Raw genomic sequence first — 17,505 nt, 5'->3', positions numbered from 1 at the left:
GTGGTGCCCGGAGGCGGAATCGAACCACCGACACGAGGATTTTCAATCCTCTGCTCTACCGACTGAGCTATCCGGGCAACGGAGCGCTATTAAACGGATTTTCCCGCGTTGCGTCAACCACTTTTTTTAAATAATTTCAAAAAAGTGGTTGTTCGAACGCTTTTTATTCAACTATCACTACAAAGTTTGCTTCGAGTTAAATTCCTTTTTGAAATTTGTAACTTTTTCTAGGTAGCGACGCGCTTCTGCGTTCGGGTGTTTCTTGGTTAACGCCCAATAAACTTGGTTGGGTTGCAATGAATTAAGATCTTGCATTGCGCGTTTGCGATCACTGCGATGAAATGTGTTTAAAACTCCTCCAGTACCGCCATTGTAAGCTGAAATCATGCTGTACTCGAGAGAGGTAGGGTGGCGGACTTCTCTTAAATAACGATTTTTTAAGATATAGAAATACGCAGTACCAGTATCTATGTTGTTTTCTGGATTAAACAAATATTCAGGGCTTGGTTGGCCTGAGCGCTTTTTCACGAGTTTGAACACATCTCGTCCCGCGGTTTTAGGTACAACTTGCATTAGGCCATATGCATTTGCCCAACTTACCGCGTATGGGTTGAAACTGCTCTCGGTTTTAATAATGGCGTATATCAAGTCTTCTGGAATGTCGTATTTCTTGGAAGCTCGACGCACGATATCGGCGTATTGGTAGCTGCGTGTTGAAAAGTGGTCTTCAACCATGGGAATTTCGACATAATACGCTTTCTTGAAATCTACATTTTTGGTTTTTATTTTATTTGCGATTAGGTATTCCGCAAATCGGTTTGCCCGCCAAGACCATTGAATTGGCTTATTGTCTTGGTCGACAACTTGTTTATACAGGAATGGTTGCCCCTCTAACGTGATACCTTTAGAGGAGAATAAGTCGACATGAGCGGGATCGTCTGGTGTTAATAAGGTGGTGACAATCGCGTCTTTTAGGTGTTTTTGGGGCTCGGTCGGTGATACGGTCTCTATCGTGATCACGCCTTTGCGAAAGTCGACCTCGGCGCGGCTAAGGTAGTTATCGATGTACTTAACGTAATTACTCTTGCCAGCGTACTTGATTTCTTTTTTACCCCAGCGCTTTTGAATATTGCCTGAAAAGCTATTGATTAAGGCATCTAGCGCCGCAGTATCTTTTTCAAATTGTCCTGGTAGCTCAGCTAAGTTATTGGCAAAACGGTTTGTTGGCTCGTAGTTGACGTCATAAATCTTTTCGACGAATTCACGGCTACAGCCTGCCATTAAAAGTGCGGCAGCAATAAAGACAATTTTTTTCATAAGTATCAGAGTTATTGAAGGTAATAGAAAAATGACACCACAAATGGTTGTGATGCCATTGTTTAACTCAAGCGACTTTATTCGCTCGGCGGTGTGTAACCTTCGATATGAACGTCTTTTCCTTCAAAGAGGAAATTTACCATTTCTGTTTCGATCAGTTTGCGGTGTTCTGGATCCATCATGTTGAGTTTCTTCTCGTTGATCAACATGGTTTGTTTGTGTTGCCACTGAGCCCACGCTTCTTTCGAGATGTTGTCGAAAATGCGTTTACCTAGTTCACCAGGGTAAAGTTGAAAGTCTAGACCTTCGCCTTCTTTCTTTAGTCGAGCACAAAATACAGTGCGGCTCATAATGACTCCTTGTATTCAATTAACGAAGTTCGTGGGGTAGCGTTTCCAGCAATAGTTTTACTGGCGCGGCTAAACCGACTTCTTCAGGTTTAGATAAGTTATACCAAAGACCTTTGTTGCCTTCCATTATCACGTCCGGTTGCTTTGATAAATCAATCAAAATTGGCGTGATATCTAGGTGGTAATGGCTGAATGTATGACGAAAGGTAATCAGTGTTTGCTTCTGTTTGATATTGCTGGCTTGAATGCCCCGTTGATCCAGTAGCAATTCAATGTCGCTTTCTGCATCCACATGTTCGGTTTGTGGGAAGCAGAATAAGCCACCCCAAATGCCTGTTTGTGGTCTTTGCTCCAACCACACCTCATGACCATTTTCGGTGTTGTGGTGAAGCATCACGAAACGAGTTTGCTTGATTGGCTTATCTTTCTTCGGTTTTTTGCCCGGGTAGTCGAGCACATTACCTTGTTGCTTTGCCACACACAGATCAGCAACAGGGCAGAGGCTACATTTGGGTTTGCTGCGTGTGCAGACCATTGCGCCCATGTCCATCATTGCCTGGTTATACTTATCTACATCCGTTTGTGGGGTGTGCGTTTCGGCAATTTCCCACAGCTGGTTTTCAACCTTTTTTTGTCCTGGCCATCCTGCAACTGCGAAACAGCGGGATAGGGTGCGCTTCACGTTACCATCAAGAATCGCGTGTGGTTGTTTATACACAGACGATAAAATGGCGGCAGCGGTAGAGCGACCAATCCCCGGTAGGGCGTTCATTTTCTCTATATCAAGAGGAAACTCACCATTGTATGTAGAGGCGACCTCTTGTGCTGCTTTGTGAAGGTTACGGGCTCGGGCGTAATACCCTAAGCCAGTCCAAAGGTGTAGGACTTCATCTTGCTCAGCATTGGCAAGATCGATCACGGTTGGAAAGCGCTCCAAGAAACGTTGGTAATACGGAATAACCGTAGTGACCTGAGTTTGCTGAAGCATAATTTCAGACAACCAGACACTGTATGCGGTCTTATTTTGTTGCCACGGAAGATCTTTTCTTCCATATGCGTCATACCATTCTAGGATGGCACTGGCGAAAGGTGTCACGACTTGCTCTGTATTCTATTATTGGTTAGGTGCAAAATTGCACCACATAATGGGCAAGAAGTACAACGGATAAACAGTAGGGATATAAAGAGGTGTGTCGTTGCTTTTGGGTTGCCATAGACCAAGAGCTCAACAAATACTTGCACCTAAGTAAATTCTTTGGATAATCCCCGCTTTGATTAATCAATGTGCAGGCAAAATCAATGAGTGAAGTAACCACTAACGAATACAACGAAGACGGAAAGCTGATCCGCAAAATCCGCAGCTTTGTACGCCGTGAAGGGCGTTTGACTAAAGGTCAAGAGAGCGCGATGAATGAATGCTGGCCTACGATGGGTATTGACTTCAAAGCTGAACTTCTCGATTGGAAAGAGGTGTTTGGCAACGATAACCCAGTAGTGCTTGAGATCGGTTTTGGTATGGGTGCTTCATTGGTTGAAATGGCAAAGAACGCGCCAGAGAAAAACTTCATCGGTATCGAAGTTCATAGCCCAGGCGTTGGTGCTTGTCTTGCCGATGCTCGCGAGGCGGGAATTACTAACCTGCGTGTAATGTGTCACGATGCGGTAGAAGTATTCGAACACATGATCCCAAATGGCAGCTTATCGACACTGCAATTGTTCTTCCCAGACCCTTGGCATAAGAAGCGTCACCACAAGCGTCGTATTGTTCAATTAGGTTTTGCGGAAATGGTGCGTGAGAAGCTTATCCCTAATGAAGGTATCTTCCACATGGCGACCGACTGGGAAAACTACGCAGAGCACATGATTGAAGTGATGAACCAAGCGCCAGGTTTCGAAAACATTGCTAAAGATGGTGATTTCGTTCCTCGTCCAGACGATCGCCCGCTAACGAAGTTTGAAGCTCGTGGTCACCGTCTTGGTCACGGTGTTTGGGATATCAAATATAAGCGTATTGCGTAACCAGAGGAGTTCATGGGATGTACCATTACGCGATATTAGCGAATCCGGGTCATAACCGAATTTACTTTGATAGCGCAATGACCATTGCCTGTTCTGAACTAAAAGCAATTTTAGCTTCACAAGGCGTGGATGTGACAGAAATTGGTAGTAAAAACGTTGGCTTACCTGCTGCGTTGGTGTTTTCTTGTCAGGAAGCGCTAACCGATGAGCAGGCGCGAAGAATCGCAGCCTCTTCGATTTACTATGCGCTATTTGAAGTGCGCGAAGATGGTTTACTTCGACCAGTTCAAGCGCCCGTATTTAACACTTTCCCGGAAAGTATGAGCCAGATTTTGCGCTACACCGGGAAAACAAACGAGCAGTTTACCCGTTTGATGGTGAATATCGGCATTAGTGCGTCCAATACGGGAAGTGAACAACTGACCTTAATGGATCCAATGTGTGGTAAAGGTACAACCTTATTTGAAGGCTTGATCCACGGTTTGAACGTGGTAGGGGTTGAGATCAACGCCAAGTGGGTGCAAGAGATCCAGACCTTTATTGTTAAGTTCATGAAGAATGGCCGCTTTAAGCACAAAGTGAGCAAAGAAAAGCGCACTGCGGGTGGCAAGAAAGTGGCGGATGGTTTCGTGGTTGAAGCTGCAGCAAATAAAGAAGATTACAACCAAGGCCATCTTCAGTTTATGAAGCTGTATTCGGCTGATACTCGTATCGCTGATCAAGTCGTGAAAAAGAACTCAGTTGATGTGATGGTGTCTGACTTGCCTTATGGCGTGCAGCACGGCAGCAAAAATGCCAAGGACAGCAAACTGAACCGCAGCCCACTAGAGCTTTTAAAAGAGGCTCTGCCTGCATGGAAAGTGGTATTGAAAAAACAAGGTTCAGTGGTGTTGTCTTTCAATGAATTTACATTGAAATGGAAAGATGTCGCGGCATTATTTGAAGAGCAAGGTTGGAAGGTACTTTCAGAAGAGCCTTACATCGGTTATCTTCACCGTGTTGATCAATCTATCAACCGCAATATTATTGTGGCAGTAAAACCATAATCGACTTGAGTCGAACGAACCCTATGGAAAAGCCAACGACACGTTGGCTTTTTTTACCTCTGAGCTCAACGAGCTCTCTTGTAAATAGAAGGTAGAGAATGAAACCGACAGTGGAAATTTTGACAGATATTTTGGCGGAAGTACGCCCTTTAATCGGCCAAGGTAAAGTGGCTGATTACATTCCTGCTCTGGCAAAAGTACCCAGCAACAAGTTAGGTATTGCGGTATACACCAACGAAGGTGAGGTTATTAAGGCGGGTGATGCCGATGAACCTTTCTCTATCCAATCTATTTCAAAAGCATTGAGCTTGACGTTAGCGATGTGCTTGTACAAGCAAGAAGAAATTTGGTCTCGAGTGGGAAAAGAGCCTTCGGGGCAGGCATTTAATTCGCTAATCCAGCTAGAAATGGAGCAAGGTATTCCTCGTAATCCATTTATAAATGCTGGAGCGATAGTAGTGGCAGATTTGTTACAAACTCGCTTATCTGCACCTCGTCAGCGCCTGTTGGAATTTGTGCGTCAGCTTTCTGGTGATACCCATATTGTGTATGACAAAGTCGTTGCGGCATCCGAAATGATGCATGGTGATCGTAATGCGGCGATTGCATATCTCATGCGTTCGTTTGGCAACTTCGAAAATGAAGTGATTCCAGTACTACAAAACTACTTCCACGCTTGTGCGCTGAAGATGAGTTGCGTCGATTTGGCTAAAACGTTTAGCTATTTAGCAAACAAGGGCACATCGGTACAAACGGGTAAGCCTGTAGTTTCTCCTGTGCAAACCAAACAACTTAATGCACTGTTAGCAACGTGTGGCTTGTATGATGGCGCGGGCGAGTTTGCTTATCGCGTTGGAATGCCTGGTAAGTCTGGTGTTGGTGGTGGCATTATCGCGGTAGTACCTGGTGAAATGACCATTTCAGTATGGTCTCCAGAGCTTGATCCTTCAGGTAACTCGCTTGCTGGTACTAAGGCGCTTGAGCTGCTCTCAGAGCGAATTGGCCGTTCAATTTTCTAATATTGGAAATGTGTCAACCTTATTTAGGGTGGTACTGTTTCTAAATAAAAAGCCTCTCAATTGAGAGGCTTTTTTTGTTTTGGGGTTGCGTTACTCTTCGCTTTCTTCGGCCATAAAGGCTTCGAGCAAATCATTAAGGAAGAGCTTCCCTTTTTCAGTAATTTGCCAGTGGGTAGGCGTTTCACTCAGGTAGCCCATTTCTATCGCCCAGTTGATGGTTTCTTGAATCGTACTAATCGGTAAGCCCGTGGTGTCCACGTAATCTTGCTTCGGACAGGCTTCAATTAAGCGGAATCGGTTCATAAAGAACTCGAATGGACGATCTTCATCCGCGACGACATGTTCCGTATGCAGATAAGGTTTGACCATATTTTGATAAGCCGCTAAATAGCCTCGCGGGTGTTTTACCTTTGTCGTTCGAATAATACGTCCGTCGGTAAAACTGAGTTTGCCATGAGAGCCACAACCGATACCAAGGTAATCACCAAAGCGCCAGTAGTTGAGGTTGTGCTGACACTGATAGCCCGGCTTGCTGTAACCGGAGATTTCATATTGCACATAACCCGCGGCTGCAAGTTTTTGGTGTCCGAGCTCGAAAATATCCCACAAGTCATCATCGTCAGGTAGCGTTGGTGGCTTGTAGTAGAACATGGTGTTTGGTTCGATGGTCAGCTGATACCAAGACAAGTGCGGCGGTGCCAACTCAATCGCTTTGTCCAAATCTGCCAAGGCTTGTTCGATGCTTTGATCAGGTAAGCCGTGCATGAGATCGAGGTTAAAACTGTTCAAACCGATTTGGTGCGCCAGCTTAGCAGCATTGACGGCTTCGTCTTGGCCGTGAATGCGCCCCAAACGCTCAAGCTTTTGTTGCTCAAAGCTTTGCACGCCGATAGAGATACGCGTTACACCAGCTTTGCGGTAGCCAACAAAACGCTCTGCTTCGATGGTGCCTGGATTCGCTTCCATGGTGATTTCGATTTCAGGCTTGAACGGAATACGCGCTTCAATGCCCTTAAGTAGACGCTCGATGCCTTCTGCCGAAATCAAACTCGGCGTACCACCACCAATGAAGATTGAATGCAGTGGACGTGGCGCTTCGTTAAGTCGATATTTCTCAATGTCGGTATCCAAATCTTCTAAAAGGGCACTGATGTACTCTTCTTCTGGAATCTCGGTTTTGAGCGCGTGAGAGTTAAAGTCGCAATACGGGCACTTTTGCACACACCAAGGGATGTGTACATACAAGCTGAGTGCTGGGGGCGTTAACATGGTCTAATTCGCTCGTGATTACTGAGACACTTGCTCAGACAGTTGAGCAAACAACGACTTGAGCGCTTTACCGCGGTGAGACAGTTGTTTCTTACGTGCAGGTTCAAGTTCGGCTGACGCACAGTTGTCTTCAGGAACAAAGAAGATAGGGTCGTAGCCAAAGCCATTTTCACCGTGTGCTTCAGTTAGAATTCGGCCTTCCCATTTACCGTGACAGACGATAGGCGTTGGGTCGTTCTCGTGACGCATGAGGACTAATACGCAGTGGAAACGTGCTGTACGCTCTGCTTCTGGTACGCCTTCCATTGCCGCTAGCAATTTTTCTAGATTCTCTTGATCAGATGCGCTCTCGCCTGCGTAACGTGCAGAGTAAATGCCCGGAGCGCCTTTTAAGAAATCGACTTCTAATCCAGAGTCGTCTGCAATGGCAGGAAGCCCTGTTTCTTGTGCGGCATGGCGAGCTTTAATGATTGCGTTTTCAATGAAAGTTGTACCCGTTTCAGCTACTTCCGATACATTGAATTCACTTTGCGCTAATACTTCAAAGCCGAAGTCAGACAATAAATCTGCCATTTCACGAACTTTGCCTTGGTTACCAGTTGCTAGCACAATTTTTTTCATGGGAATCTCTTTTAATAGTGATAGAGGAGAACAAATCGTTCTCCTCTAGATATTCTTTAACTAATAAGTGGTTTTTAGCCTGCTTAGATCCAAAAGCTTTTGGAACATCACAACCCAATTACTCTTCAACATAAAACTTCTGGGTGAATTTAAGCTTACCTGAGCCTTTGTTTCCAGCTTTTACGTCAATATCGAAAGTAAAAGTTTCTTCGTGGGTAATTGGTAGTTCGGCTAAATAGTATATCGCATTGCCTTCTTTGACTTCACGAAAGGTCAAGGTCTGAGTTTGGCCGATAAGGTTCTTCGCGCGTCCAGCAATTTTTGCTTCTAATGCTGGTTTACCCAATGAAGCTCTATCTAACACGCTAATATTAACCACAGCGAGGTATCCATTACGTTTGATATCGTAGCTACGTGCGACTTTGGGTGTTAGGAATGTTGAGTTAAACGCGACATAGTGTACTTCGATATCTTTCATATTTTTAAACTGATCGGCGAAGCTTGGTAACGACAACAGGCTAATCAGTAATGCGGTAATCCATTTGCTCATTGTTACTTCCTCAAAGCACTTGTTATAAAACAACCATAGCTGCAATTTTACCTTGGTCAGGGGGTAAAAAATGCGTACTCAGTCGTTGGTATTAGTAAGTGTGGTACAAAATCGTAAATAAAAAGCCATCATATGATGGCTTTAATTTCTGTCGGTATCTGGGTAGGCGATTCTATCCGAATTTGTTTGTGCCGTCCTAATTCACCTTTTTCTATGTGAACCAAACCCTTAGCGATTTTAAACTGCTTGGCTAAGAACTTAGTTAGGTGTGCATTAGCTTTGCCATCGACAGGTGGAGCAGTAATGGCGATTTTTAACTCTTCACCATGCAAGCCAACGATTTTATCGCGGCTAGCTTTAGGTTGAATATAGAGCTTCAGGATGATGTCCTCACCATCTTGCCAAACTGCAGCTGACATTATAGCTGGAACCAAATTGGACCAATGATATCGCCCATTAAGAAGTTCGCGAACTGCAAGCCGATAAATAACACCAGTACGCTTAAATCAAGACCACCAATAGCCGGAAGAATACGACGGATTGGAGCGCACATTGGCTCGGTCAGTTGATGGAATACGTACTCGATAGGGCTGCGGCCTTGGCTTACCCAGCTCAAAATTGCACGGATCAATAGTACCCAGAACAATAGGCCACCTGCGGCTTTGATTAATGATAGTAAGCCCAAGAATAAGAAGTCAGCGCTGAAAGAGACGGAACCGTTCGAAGCTATTAGGATAAGCACGACAAATTTAAGCACACACAACACGTAGGCAAACAACACGGTTGCTAGGTCAATATTCCCCACGGAAGGGATAACGCGGCGCAATGGACCAATGACCGGCTGAGTCGCTTTTACTATAAATTGCGAGAATGGGTTGTAGAAGTCTGCGCGTGCAGCTTGCAACCAAATTCGCAAAATTACGACCATGATGTACAGGTCAAATAGGGTTGAGATGAGAAAACTCATTGAATTCATAAGGTACCCTTAACAAGTGATGGATGATACTAAACGGAGTTCATCCAAATAATTAAAACAGTTTTTCCATTTCTTCCGCGCGAGCCACAGCAGCTTGCATGGCTTTAGCGACAATATCTGAAAGTTGATGTTCGTTGAATGTACGTAGTGCTTCTGCCGTTGTCCCACCTTTCGATGTCACGTTCTCACGCAGGGTCGATAGCTCAGCTTCTGGGTTGCTAACCACCATACTGGCCGCGCCCAGTGCAGCTTGCTGAACCAATAGTCGAGCGGTCTCTTTATCAAAGCCTTGCTCAATCGCTTCTGCTTGCATCGCTTCCATAAACAGGAAGAAGTATGCTGGAGCACTGCCCGCTGCGGCAATCACATTATTGATGCCAGACTCTTGCTCAACCCAGCATACTTTACCGACCGATTCCATTAACTCTGCGGCAAAAGCTTTGTCGTGCTCGGTTACATGAGTTGGTGCGAATAAACCACTCATACCCAACCCAAGTTGTGATGGCGTATTTGGCATAACACGAACCAAGTTCAATTTGGTGGCTAGCATATCATCCAATCGTGAACAGTTGATGCCTGCGGCAATAGAAATCACCAGTTTATTAGTGAAATCGATCGATTGCAGTGGTTTACAGACATCCGCCATCATTTGCGGTTTTACAGACAATACCACCACATCCGCCTCGGTCGCAGCTTGGATGTTATCGCTGGTGGTTCGGATGCCAAAATCTTGTTCTAGCAGAAGGCGGCGAGCCTCTGAAGGAGCCGTCGCGGTAATGTTTTGCGCTGGGTATCCGTTAGCAACCAAGCCGGAAACAATGGCTCTCACCATGTTGCCAGCACCAATGAAGGCGATTTTTTTATGTTCCATTTGTCTGATTTCCATCATGATATTTAGAATTTGTTGTGCGCTCAGGTGTATAATGGCGCCGCTGTTACTTACTGCTCCTATTGGCGAGTAAGATGATTGCGCATTTACGCTCTAACGATTGGCGACATAACTTATGTCGCGAGTGAGCGTTTTGTTGATTTAGCTGTAGTCTCGTGCGCCGAAAATAGCGGTTCCAATACGAACCATTGTACTACCAGCTTCGATTGCTGCGGTCATATCACCACTCATTCCCATTGATAATGTATCGATTTCTGGGAACTGTGCTTCGAGTGTTTGCTTCAACGTAGCCAACTTCTGAAATTCATGGAGTTGTGATTCGTAGTCAGACACGTTGGCAGGAATCGACATCAACCCTCTTAAAGTGAGGTTGGGTAGGCGAGAAATCAACTCCGCCAGCTCGAATACTTCCGCTTCAGTGACACCAGACTTAGATGCCTCACCACTGGTGTTAACCTGAATCAGAACTTGTAGCGGTTTAAGTTCGCTTGGACGCTGATCATTCAGGCGTTGAGCAATCTTGGTTCGATCGATGGTGTGAACCCAATCGAAATGTTCGGCAACAAGTCGCGATTTATTCGACTGAATCGGGCCAATGAAGTGCCATTCGATTCGATTATCTGGATAATGCTCGGCAAAGTGCTGAACTTTACTGACGCCCTCTTGGACGTAGTTTTCACCAAAGGCGGTTTGTCCCGCTCGGTAGGCTTCGAGAATTGCCTCGACAGGTTTAGTTTTGCTTACCGCTAGAAGTTGCACTGACTCTGGCGTTCGACCACATTTTTGCTCGTCATATCGAATTTGAGAGGTGATATGTTCAATATTTTGTTGAATACTACTCATAGCTGTACTTTAGACTTAAGGATTTTAAATGGATATCACTGAGTTACTGGATTTTAGTGTAAAACATAATGCCTCGGATCTACATCTTTCTGCAGGTGTCCCACCAATGGTTCGTATTGATGGGGATGTGAGAAAACTAGGTATTCCAGCGTTTACACACCAAGAAGTGCATCGTTTGGTTTTCGAAATCATGAACGATGCCCAACGCAGTGAGTTCGAAGAAAAACTCGAAGTCGATTTCTCTTTTGAGTTGCATAACGTTGGCCGTTTCCGTGTCAACGCCTTCAACCAATCTCGCGGTTGTGCGGCAGTATTCCGTACCATTCCAAGTAGCATTCCAACTCTGGAAGAGCTAGAAGCGCCAGAGATCTTCAAAAAAATTGCGAACGCTGAAAAAGGCTTAGTTCTGGTCACTGGCCCAACAGGTTCAGGTAAATCGACGACCTTAGCAGCCATTGTTGACTACATTAACCGTAATCACAACAAGCACGTACTCACAATTGAAGATCCGATTGAATTTGTTCACAACAACAATAAATGTTTGATCAACCAGCGTGAAGTTCACCGTGACACCCATAGTTTCCAAAATGCTTTGCGTAGTGCATTGCGCGAAGACCCGGATGTGATTCTAGTCGGTGAGATGCGTGATAAAGAAACCATCAGCCTTGCCTTAACGGCGGCAGAAACGGGTCACTTAGTTTTCGGGACGTTGCATACCAGCTCGGCGGCAAAAACTATTGACCGTATTATCGATGTTTTTCCTGGTAGTGATAAAGATATGGTCCGCTCGATGCTATCTGAGTCTCTTCGTTCGGTTATCGCGCAAAAGCTTCTGAAGCGTAATGGTGGTGGCCGTATTGCATGCCATGAAATTATGATGGCAACGCCTGCGATTCGTAATTTGATCCGCGAAGACAAAGTCGCGCAGATGTATTCGATCATTCAAACAGGTGCGGCTCACGGCATGCAAACCATGGAGCAAAATGCTCGTCAGTTAATGGCGCAAGGCATGGTTGCTCGTGAAGAGGTCGATAGTAAGATCGGATTAGAAGTGCAGCAATTCTCGTAACGTTCATACAGATAATGGTGAATACGGAAGATGGATCTAGATAAATTTCTCGAAGGCATGTTGGCGCTGAAAGCGTCGGATCTTTACATCACGGTTGGAGCGCCAATTCTATTTCGTGTGGATGGCGAATTGCGTCCGCAAGGGGAAAAACTTACCGAGAGCGATGTGGCTGCATTACTCGACAGCGCTATGGAACCAGATCGGCGTCAGGAATTTCGTAAAAGTCGCGAGTCAAATTTTGCCATTGTGAGAGATTGTGGCCGCTTCCGTGTGAGTGCCTTTTTTCAACGCGAGTTACCAGGCGCAGTGATTCGTCGTATTGAAACCAATATTCCTACTTTTGAGCAGTTAAAGTTACCGTTAGTGTTGCAAGATTTGGCAATAGCTAAGCGTGGTTTGGTGCTGGTGGTCGGTGCTACTGGATCGGGTAAATCGACCACCATGGCGGCGATGACAGGCTATCGAAACAGCAATAAAACCGGGCATATTTTGACGGTCGAAGATCCGATCGAATTCGTGCATGAACACAAGCGCTGTATCGTGACTCAACGCGAAGTTGGGTTAGATACGGAAAGCTATGAAGTTGCGCTTAAAAACTCGCTGCGCCAAGCACCAGATATGATTTTGATTGGTGAGATCCGTAGCCATGAAACAATGGAATACGCGATGACCTTCGCCGAAACGGGTCACCTGTGTATGGCAACGTTGCACGCCAACAATGCAAACCAAGCTTTAGAGCGCATTCTTCACTTGGTACCGAAAGATCAAAAAGAACAATTCTTGTTCGATTTGTCGATGAACCTAAAAGGCGTGGTTGGTCAGCAGTTGATCCGAGATAAAAATGGGCAGGGACGTCATGGTGTATTTGAGATCTTGCTAAATAGCCCACGTGTGTCGGATTTGATTCGTCGCGGAGATTTACATGAGTTGAAGTCAACCATGGCTCGCTCAAATGAGTTTGGTATGCTGACGTTCGATCAATCTCTCTATAAGTTAGTGATGCAAGGTAAGATCAGCGAAGAGGATGCACTACATAGTGCCGACTCGGCAAATGATCTGCGCTTGATGTTGAAAACGCAGCGTGGTGAAGCATTCTCTACGGGCAGTTTGGCGAACGTTAAGATCGATATGGATTAATCCAATCCAGAAACAAAAAAGGTTGGCAGGAGCCAACCTTTTTTCATTGTGCTTGAAGTGTTTACTCACCCCAAAGGGCTTCAAACCAGCTTTCTAGAATCACCACTGCTGACTGGCAGTCAACATTACCTTTCGATAGGGCTTTGTAGCCGCCCATGCTGAACAACTCCGCACGAGCTTCTGCAGTAGATAAACGCTCATCATGCAGTTCAACAGGCAATCCGTATCGGCCTTGCAGACGCTTCGCAAATTTTCGTGCACGAGGGGTTATGGTCTCAAGGTCTTTACCATGCAGATCGGTCGGTAAACCGACCACTAGCAAATCTGGTTGCCACTCTTTGATTTGCTTTTCGATATCGTCCCAGTTTGGAATACCGTCATTGGCTTTAAAGGCTTTTAATGGGGAAGCTGTACCAGTAATTTCTTGGCCAATAGCGCTACCAATGCTTTTGGTTCCAAAGTCAAAAGCCATAATTGTGCGTGACATAAGGTGTCTCTATCTAATGTAACTGTATATTTGGACTAAGCATGTCCAGAGTCTGCTGAAAGGTGACTTGGGTCGATGCCCAGCTTTTCGACCGCTTTCTTCCAACGCTCGTTGATTGGTGTATTAAAGATAATTTCAGGCGTCGCTTCAATGGTGAGCCAAGAGTTTTCGACCAGCTCACTTTCTAATTGGCCTGCACTCCAACCGGAGTAGCCAAGTGCCACTAGGTAATCACTTGGTTCTGCTTCTGTTCCTAACACCGAAAGAATATCTCGCGAAGTGGTTACCGCGAGGTCGTCGGTCATTTGGACGCTGGACTCGTAGTAATCTTTGGGTTTATGCAAAATAAAACCACGATCTTCCGAGATTGGGCCGCCATTGTAGACTGGTCTATCTAGACTGGCTTCAAATAGGCGCGGGTGTACTGGCTGAACTTCCACCTGCTTGAGCATGTTGCCGACGGTGATATCAACAGGAGCATTGATCATCAGCCCCATAGCGCCGTCTTCGTTGTGCTCACAAACGTAGATCACGCTGTTTTGAAAGTACGGATCTTTCATCCCAGGCATGGCAACCAAAAAGTGATTTGTGAGATTCATACTCATACTGACCCTTAACTCTCGTAAATGCCCTTAAGCAAACATCATACAATTTACCATCTAGGTATGTGCATGAGTTTGCTTAAGTTAATGTACTACGCTCTCTATTAACTGTAATACAGTTTGAGTTATTCGCCTTTTACTCGACGTTCAATCGCATCCATCAGCTTGCCTGTGATTGAGATATCAAAAGCTGCTTCAATTTCGCGAATACAGGTTGGACTGGTGACGTTGATCTCTGTTAGCTTGTCGCCAATTACGTCAAGGCCAACAAAGATAAGGCCTTTTTCTTTCAGTGTCGGAGCAACGGTTTGCGCAATTTTGAGGTCGGTTTCGCTTAGCGGACGAGCTTCACCAGTACCACCAGCGGCTAGGTTGCCGCGCGTTTCGCCTTTAGCAGGAATGCGTGCTAGACAGTAAGGCATAGGTTCGCCATCTACCACTAGGATACGTTTGTCACCGTTGCTGATGTCTGGCACGAAGGTTTGTGCCATTGCGTAGTTTTGACCGTGGTTAGTCAATGTCTCGATGATCACAGAGACGTTTGGATCGTTTTCTTTTACACGGAAGATGGACGCGCCACCCATACCATCAAGCGGTTTCAGGATGACATCACCATGTTTTTCACGAAATTCTTTAATTTTCTCTGCTTTTCGCGTCACGATCGTTGTAGGTGTCAGCTCTGGGAACCATGCTGTAAACAGCTTTTCGTTACAATCACGTAAGCTTTGAGGCTTGTTAACGATCAGTGCACCTTGTTCTTCTGCACGCTCAAGGATGTAAGTCGCGTAGATGTATTCAGTATCAAACGGAGGGTCTTTACGCATTAGCACCGCGTCTAGCTCAGACAGTTCGATAGTTTGCTCTGATTTGAACTCGTACCAACCATTTGGATCTTCTTTTAGTTCCACCACTTTAGTATCTGCAATGGCAACGCCTTGATCGAGATGTAGATCATTCATTTCCATGTAGTGGATTTCATAGCCGCGTCGTTGCGCTTCAAGCATCATGGCAAAGCTAGAGTCTTTTTTGATGTTAATGGACGAGATTGGGTCCATTACGATACCGAGTTTGATCATTATTTTTCTCCGTTTAACCAAGATCGCCGAAACGAACTTGTAAGGCTGTAATTGCTGTCAGAGCCGCTGTTTCGGTACGCAGAACGCGAGGGCCGAGTAGCGTTTCTTCAAATTGGTATTCTCGAGTCATCTCGATTTCTTCAGACGATAAACCGCCTTCAGGACCGATCAGTAGGCGCACTTTTTCAACCGGGGTTGGCAAAGTGTTGATTGAGTATTTAGCACGAGGGTGAAGGTTAAGCTTTAAACCATCGTACTCTTCTTTACACCACTCTTCCAAGCTCATAATTGGACGAATTTCGGGCACGACATTACGCCCACATTGCTCACAGGCACTGATGGCGATTTTCTGCCATTGCGCGAGTTTTTTCTCAAAACGCTTTTGGTCAAGCTTGACGCCACAACGTTCAGAAATCAGAGGAGTGATGGTATTGACGCCAAGTTCAACAGACTTTTGGATGGTGAACTCCATCTTATCGCCACGTGAAATGACTTGACCAAGGTGCAGATCTAAAGGGGATTCAATACTGTTTTCTACGCGCTCGGTGATGTTAACCAAAACTGATTTCTTGCTGACTTCACTGATAACCGCTGGGAACTCTGCGCCACTGCCGTCAAAAAGGAGAACGTCTTGGCCTTCTTTCATGCGCAAAACACGACCGATATGGCCTGCTGCGTCGTCACTTAAAGCAAGTGAGCCAAGTTGATGAATGGTTTCTGGATGATAAATTCGAGGGGTACGCATGAGATTTCCAGCAAGAGAATAAACTTAAACCCTAACATGGATGCTTTGCACCGAAAAAACAAGGGGCAAGAAGCGTTTCAATATCAGTAATTGAAACGCTTCGAGGTCGGAGGTTACAGTGCGCGGCAGGCTTCTTGAACAAATGGGTTGTGATTGCCCTGTACTTTTGCAATGCGCTCGTCACGCTCACATTCCCATTTATCGACAGGATAGGTTTTGTTCCAAGCACTCATTAATTGCGTTTGCTGCTTCGACAGTTTGAAACCGTACTCTTTGCTCATGTATAGATAGGTACGAGCAATTGAGCCACGCGCACGGTCTGGTGGCATGACTTTACGCTGCTTAAAGTTCACTTGCATCTCACAGCGACCATAACTCACGCCATCCATACCGTTCCATTGACTGAAGTTGTAGTTCGAACGGTCACCGTTTACTTCACCAATAGCAGGAGTTAGGTTGTGCAAGTCTGCTTCCATCAAACGAAAAGTTTTGTCTTTTTTCTTACAGTTTTTACGTCCGCCATCTTGCCAGCATTGACGCTGGTGGCCAAATTGCCACGCAGGAACAATGTGCTCCCATTCGATTCGTGCAGCCCGTTTTTCTTGTTTACGGACTTGGTAACCGCAAGAGGCTAAATCGGGTAAGCCTTTCTTGCCTTGCCATTGAATGTTACAGCCACAGTAGAAGCTTGTTGGGTGGTCTTGATAAATTTTGACCGCCTCACGTTTGGCTGCAGAGAATGAGCTCGGTGGCGCGGCAATCGCAGTGCTAGAAAGCGCGATAAGCAACAGAGAGAGTAAGTATTTCATGATAAAAGTCTTTATAAAGTATGACTTTATTCATGATAACACGCATAAAATAGCTTTAGTGATGAGTAAGTTAACAATAAGTGGCGAAGGGAAGGTTTTGATCAACTCGATCTTTATTTTGGGAACGCAAGTAACACTATGAGGTAAGGGCTACGATAATTGAATGCCGGTGAAGTTAAGTGGTTGGCGGCATTTTTGACAAGAGTATGTCGCCTCTTTGCGCAGCACTTTATTATGACGGCGAATCGATAGAGGGTAGGTCATACAACCACAACGATACTCAAAGGTTTTACCTTGAACGGATTTTACTTCAAAGCTGTGAGTGGTTTTGGCTGGTACGTTAAATACGGCTTCCATGACGCCTTTCCATTCTTTACCGTGAGGCCTAACTCGCCCGTAAACCTGATAAGTAATCAGGTGTGCTACTTCATGAGGAATGACTTCATCTAAGAATGCTTGGGTGTTTTCGCGAAATAAAACAGGGTTTAGGCGTACTTGATTTAATTGAAGGTAGGCTTTTCCTGCCGCTTTCCCACGGACGTCGAAGGTGATTGTTGGAATCGGGAAAGAACGTTTGAAAGCTTGTTCCGCCATCGCGATACATCCCGCCATCACTTGCTTGGCTTTATAGCTGAGTTCTATATCCACAATTCACCTCGATAAATCAAATAAAAAAGCCCC

At 45.4% G+C, this 17,505-nt stretch carries 21 protein-coding genes and 1 tRNA gene; 5 read left to right on the top strand and 17 right to left on the bottom strand.

Annotation, left to right across the window (positions count from 1 at the left end; all coding sequences use genetic code 11):
• Position 1: 1 nt before the first annotated feature.
• The 4 genes from R8O10_RS07925 to mutY form a co-directional block, all read right to left on the bottom strand.
• A tRNA-Phe gene (locus R8O10_RS07925) sits at positions 2-77 on the bottom strand.
• Positions 78-177: 100 nt separating this feature from the next.
• A complete protein-coding gene (gene mltC, locus R8O10_RS07920; protein ID WP_005381001.1) occupies positions 178-1,317 on the bottom strand; it encodes a membrane-bound lytic murein transglycosylase MltC in 1,140 nt (379 codons plus the stop codon).
• A gap of 77 nt (positions 1,318-1,394) precedes the next feature.
• Complete coding sequence (locus tag R8O10_RS07915; RefSeq protein ID WP_005381002.1) at positions 1,395-1,667, bottom strand: oxidative damage protection protein; 273 nt, start codon at positions 1,665-1,667, stop codon at positions 1,395-1,397.
• Between the two features lie 19 nt (positions 1,668-1,686).
• Positions 1,687-2,763, bottom strand: a complete 1,077-nt coding sequence (gene mutY / locus R8O10_RS07910) for an A/G-specific adenine glycosylase (protein WP_017635575.1) — start codon at positions 2,761-2,763, stop codon at positions 1,687-1,689.
• Between the two features lie 203 nt (positions 2,764-2,966).
• On the opposite strand from mutY, the gene trmB reads away from it, so the two are divergent.
• The 3 genes from trmB (at position 2,967) to glsB (ending at position 5,751) form a co-directional block, all read left to right on the top strand.
• The gene (trmB, locus tag R8O10_RS07905) at positions 2,967-3,686 is read left to right on the top strand and encodes a tRNA (guanosine(46)-N7)-methyltransferase TrmB (protein ID WP_005384506.1); all 720 of its coding nucleotides are present in this window, start codon (positions 2,967-2,969) and stop codon (positions 3,684-3,686) included.
• A 17-nt stretch (positions 3,687-3,703) separates the two neighbouring features.
• Positions 3,704-4,732 carry a TRM11 family SAM-dependent methyltransferase gene (locus R8O10_RS07900; protein WP_205461125.1) on the top strand — a complete coding sequence of 343 codons (1,029 nt, stop codon included), beginning with the start codon at positions 3,704-3,706 and terminating at the stop codon, positions 4,730-4,732.
• Between the two features lie 98 nt (positions 4,733-4,830).
• Positions 4,831-5,751, top strand: coding sequence for a glutaminase B (gene glsB / locus R8O10_RS07895; RefSeq protein WP_005381007.1), 921 nt, complete (start codon positions 4,831-4,833; stop codon positions 5,749-5,751).
• A 90-nt stretch (positions 5,752-5,841) separates the two neighbouring features.
• Here the strand turns inward: glsB and hemW are convergent, their stop codons facing one another.
• From hemW to R8O10_RS07860, 7 genes are all read right to left on the bottom strand, one after another.
• Entirely contained in the window at positions 5,842-7,020 is a 1,179-nt protein-coding gene (gene hemW / locus R8O10_RS07890; RefSeq protein WP_205461126.1) for a radical SAM family heme chaperone HemW, read from the bottom strand.
• A gap of 18 nt (positions 7,021-7,038) precedes the next feature.
• Positions 7,039-7,641, bottom strand: a complete 603-nt coding sequence (locus R8O10_RS07885; protein WP_005381009.1) for an XTP/dITP diphosphatase — start codon at positions 7,639-7,641, stop codon at positions 7,039-7,041.
• A 118-nt stretch (positions 7,642-7,759) separates the two neighbouring features.
• Positions 7,760-8,191, bottom strand: coding sequence for a DUF4426 domain-containing protein (locus R8O10_RS07880; RefSeq protein ID WP_005381010.1), 432 nt, complete (start codon positions 8,189-8,191; stop codon positions 7,760-7,762).
• A 128-nt stretch (positions 8,192-8,319) separates the two neighbouring features.
• On the bottom strand, positions 8,320-8,610 hold the full coding sequence (yggU, locus tag R8O10_RS07875; protein ID WP_005381011.1) for a DUF167 family protein YggU: 291 nt from the start codon (positions 8,608-8,610) through the stop codon (positions 8,320-8,322).
• Entirely contained in the window at positions 8,610-9,167 is a 558-nt protein-coding gene (locus R8O10_RS07870) for a YggT family protein (RefSeq protein WP_005381012.1), read from the bottom strand. Before R8O10_RS07870 ends, yggU begins: the two co-directional genes overlap by 1 nt.
• Before the next feature lie 52 nt (positions 9,168-9,219).
• Positions 9,220-10,038, bottom strand: a complete 819-nt coding sequence (proC, locus tag R8O10_RS07865; protein ID WP_064368777.1) for a pyrroline-5-carboxylate reductase — start codon at positions 10,036-10,038, stop codon at positions 9,220-9,222.
• Positions 10,039-10,197: 159 nt separating this feature from the next.
• Complete coding sequence (locus R8O10_RS07860; protein WP_064354309.1) at positions 10,198-10,899, bottom strand: YggS family pyridoxal phosphate-dependent enzyme; 702 nt, start codon at positions 10,897-10,899, stop codon at positions 10,198-10,200.
• 28 nt (positions 10,900-10,927) lie between these two features.
• On the opposite strand from R8O10_RS07860, the gene R8O10_RS07855 reads away from it, so the two are divergent.
• Both R8O10_RS07855 and R8O10_RS07850 read left to right on the top strand, forming a co-directional pair.
• The gene (locus R8O10_RS07855) at positions 10,928-11,968 is read left to right on the top strand and encodes a type IV pilus twitching motility protein PilT (protein ID WP_005381015.1); all 1,041 of its coding nucleotides are present in this window, start codon (positions 10,928-10,930) and stop codon (positions 11,966-11,968) included.
• Positions 11,969-11,998: 30 nt separating this feature from the next.
• Positions 11,999-13,105 carry a PilT/PilU family type 4a pilus ATPase gene (locus R8O10_RS07850; protein ID WP_318191269.1) on the top strand — a complete coding sequence of 369 codons (1,107 nt, stop codon included), beginning with the start codon at positions 11,999-12,001 and terminating at the stop codon, positions 13,103-13,105.
• Positions 13,106-13,166: 61 nt separating this feature from the next.
• On the opposite strand, the gene ruvX is transcribed toward R8O10_RS07850, so the two are convergent.
• From ruvX to R8O10_RS07820, 6 genes are all read right to left on the bottom strand, one after another.
• Entirely contained in the window at positions 13,167-13,592 is a 426-nt protein-coding gene (gene ruvX / locus R8O10_RS07845) for a Holliday junction resolvase RuvX (RefSeq protein WP_005381017.1), read from the bottom strand.
• 35 nt (positions 13,593-13,627) lie between these two features.
• Positions 13,628-14,191 carry a YqgE/AlgH family protein gene (locus R8O10_RS07840; protein WP_005381020.1) on the bottom strand — a complete coding sequence of 188 codons (564 nt, stop codon included), beginning with the start codon at positions 14,189-14,191 and terminating at the stop codon, positions 13,628-13,630.
• A gap of 128 nt (positions 14,192-14,319) precedes the next feature.
• Complete coding sequence (gshB, locus tag R8O10_RS07835) at positions 14,320-15,270, bottom strand: glutathione synthase (protein ID WP_005381021.1); 951 nt, start codon at positions 15,268-15,270, stop codon at positions 14,320-14,322.
• 13 nt (positions 15,271-15,283) lie between these two features.
• Complete coding sequence (gene rsmE / locus R8O10_RS07830; RefSeq protein WP_025768830.1) at positions 15,284-16,015, bottom strand: 16S rRNA (uracil(1498)-N(3))-methyltransferase; 732 nt, start codon at positions 16,013-16,015, stop codon at positions 15,284-15,286.
• Between the two features lie 113 nt (positions 16,016-16,128).
• On the bottom strand, positions 16,129-16,824 hold the full coding sequence (endA, locus tag R8O10_RS07825) for a deoxyribonuclease I (RefSeq protein WP_017821889.1): 696 nt from the start codon (positions 16,822-16,824) through the stop codon (positions 16,129-16,131).
• Positions 16,825-16,974: 150 nt separating this feature from the next.
• The gene (locus tag R8O10_RS07820; protein WP_005381025.1) at positions 16,975-17,472 is read right to left on the bottom strand and encodes a SprT family zinc-dependent metalloprotease; all 498 of its coding nucleotides are present in this window, start codon (positions 17,470-17,472) and stop codon (positions 16,975-16,977) included.
• Between the last annotated feature and the right edge of the window lie 33 nt (positions 17,473-17,505).

This window comes from Vibrio sp. 1727 (assembly GCF_033344415.1).
Lineage (GTDB): Bacteria > Pseudomonadota > Gammaproteobacteria > Enterobacterales > Vibrionaceae > Vibrio > Vibrio alginolyticus.
Note: the sequence above shows the minus strand (reverse complement) of the source record. Positions and strands in the feature narration are given on the sequence as shown.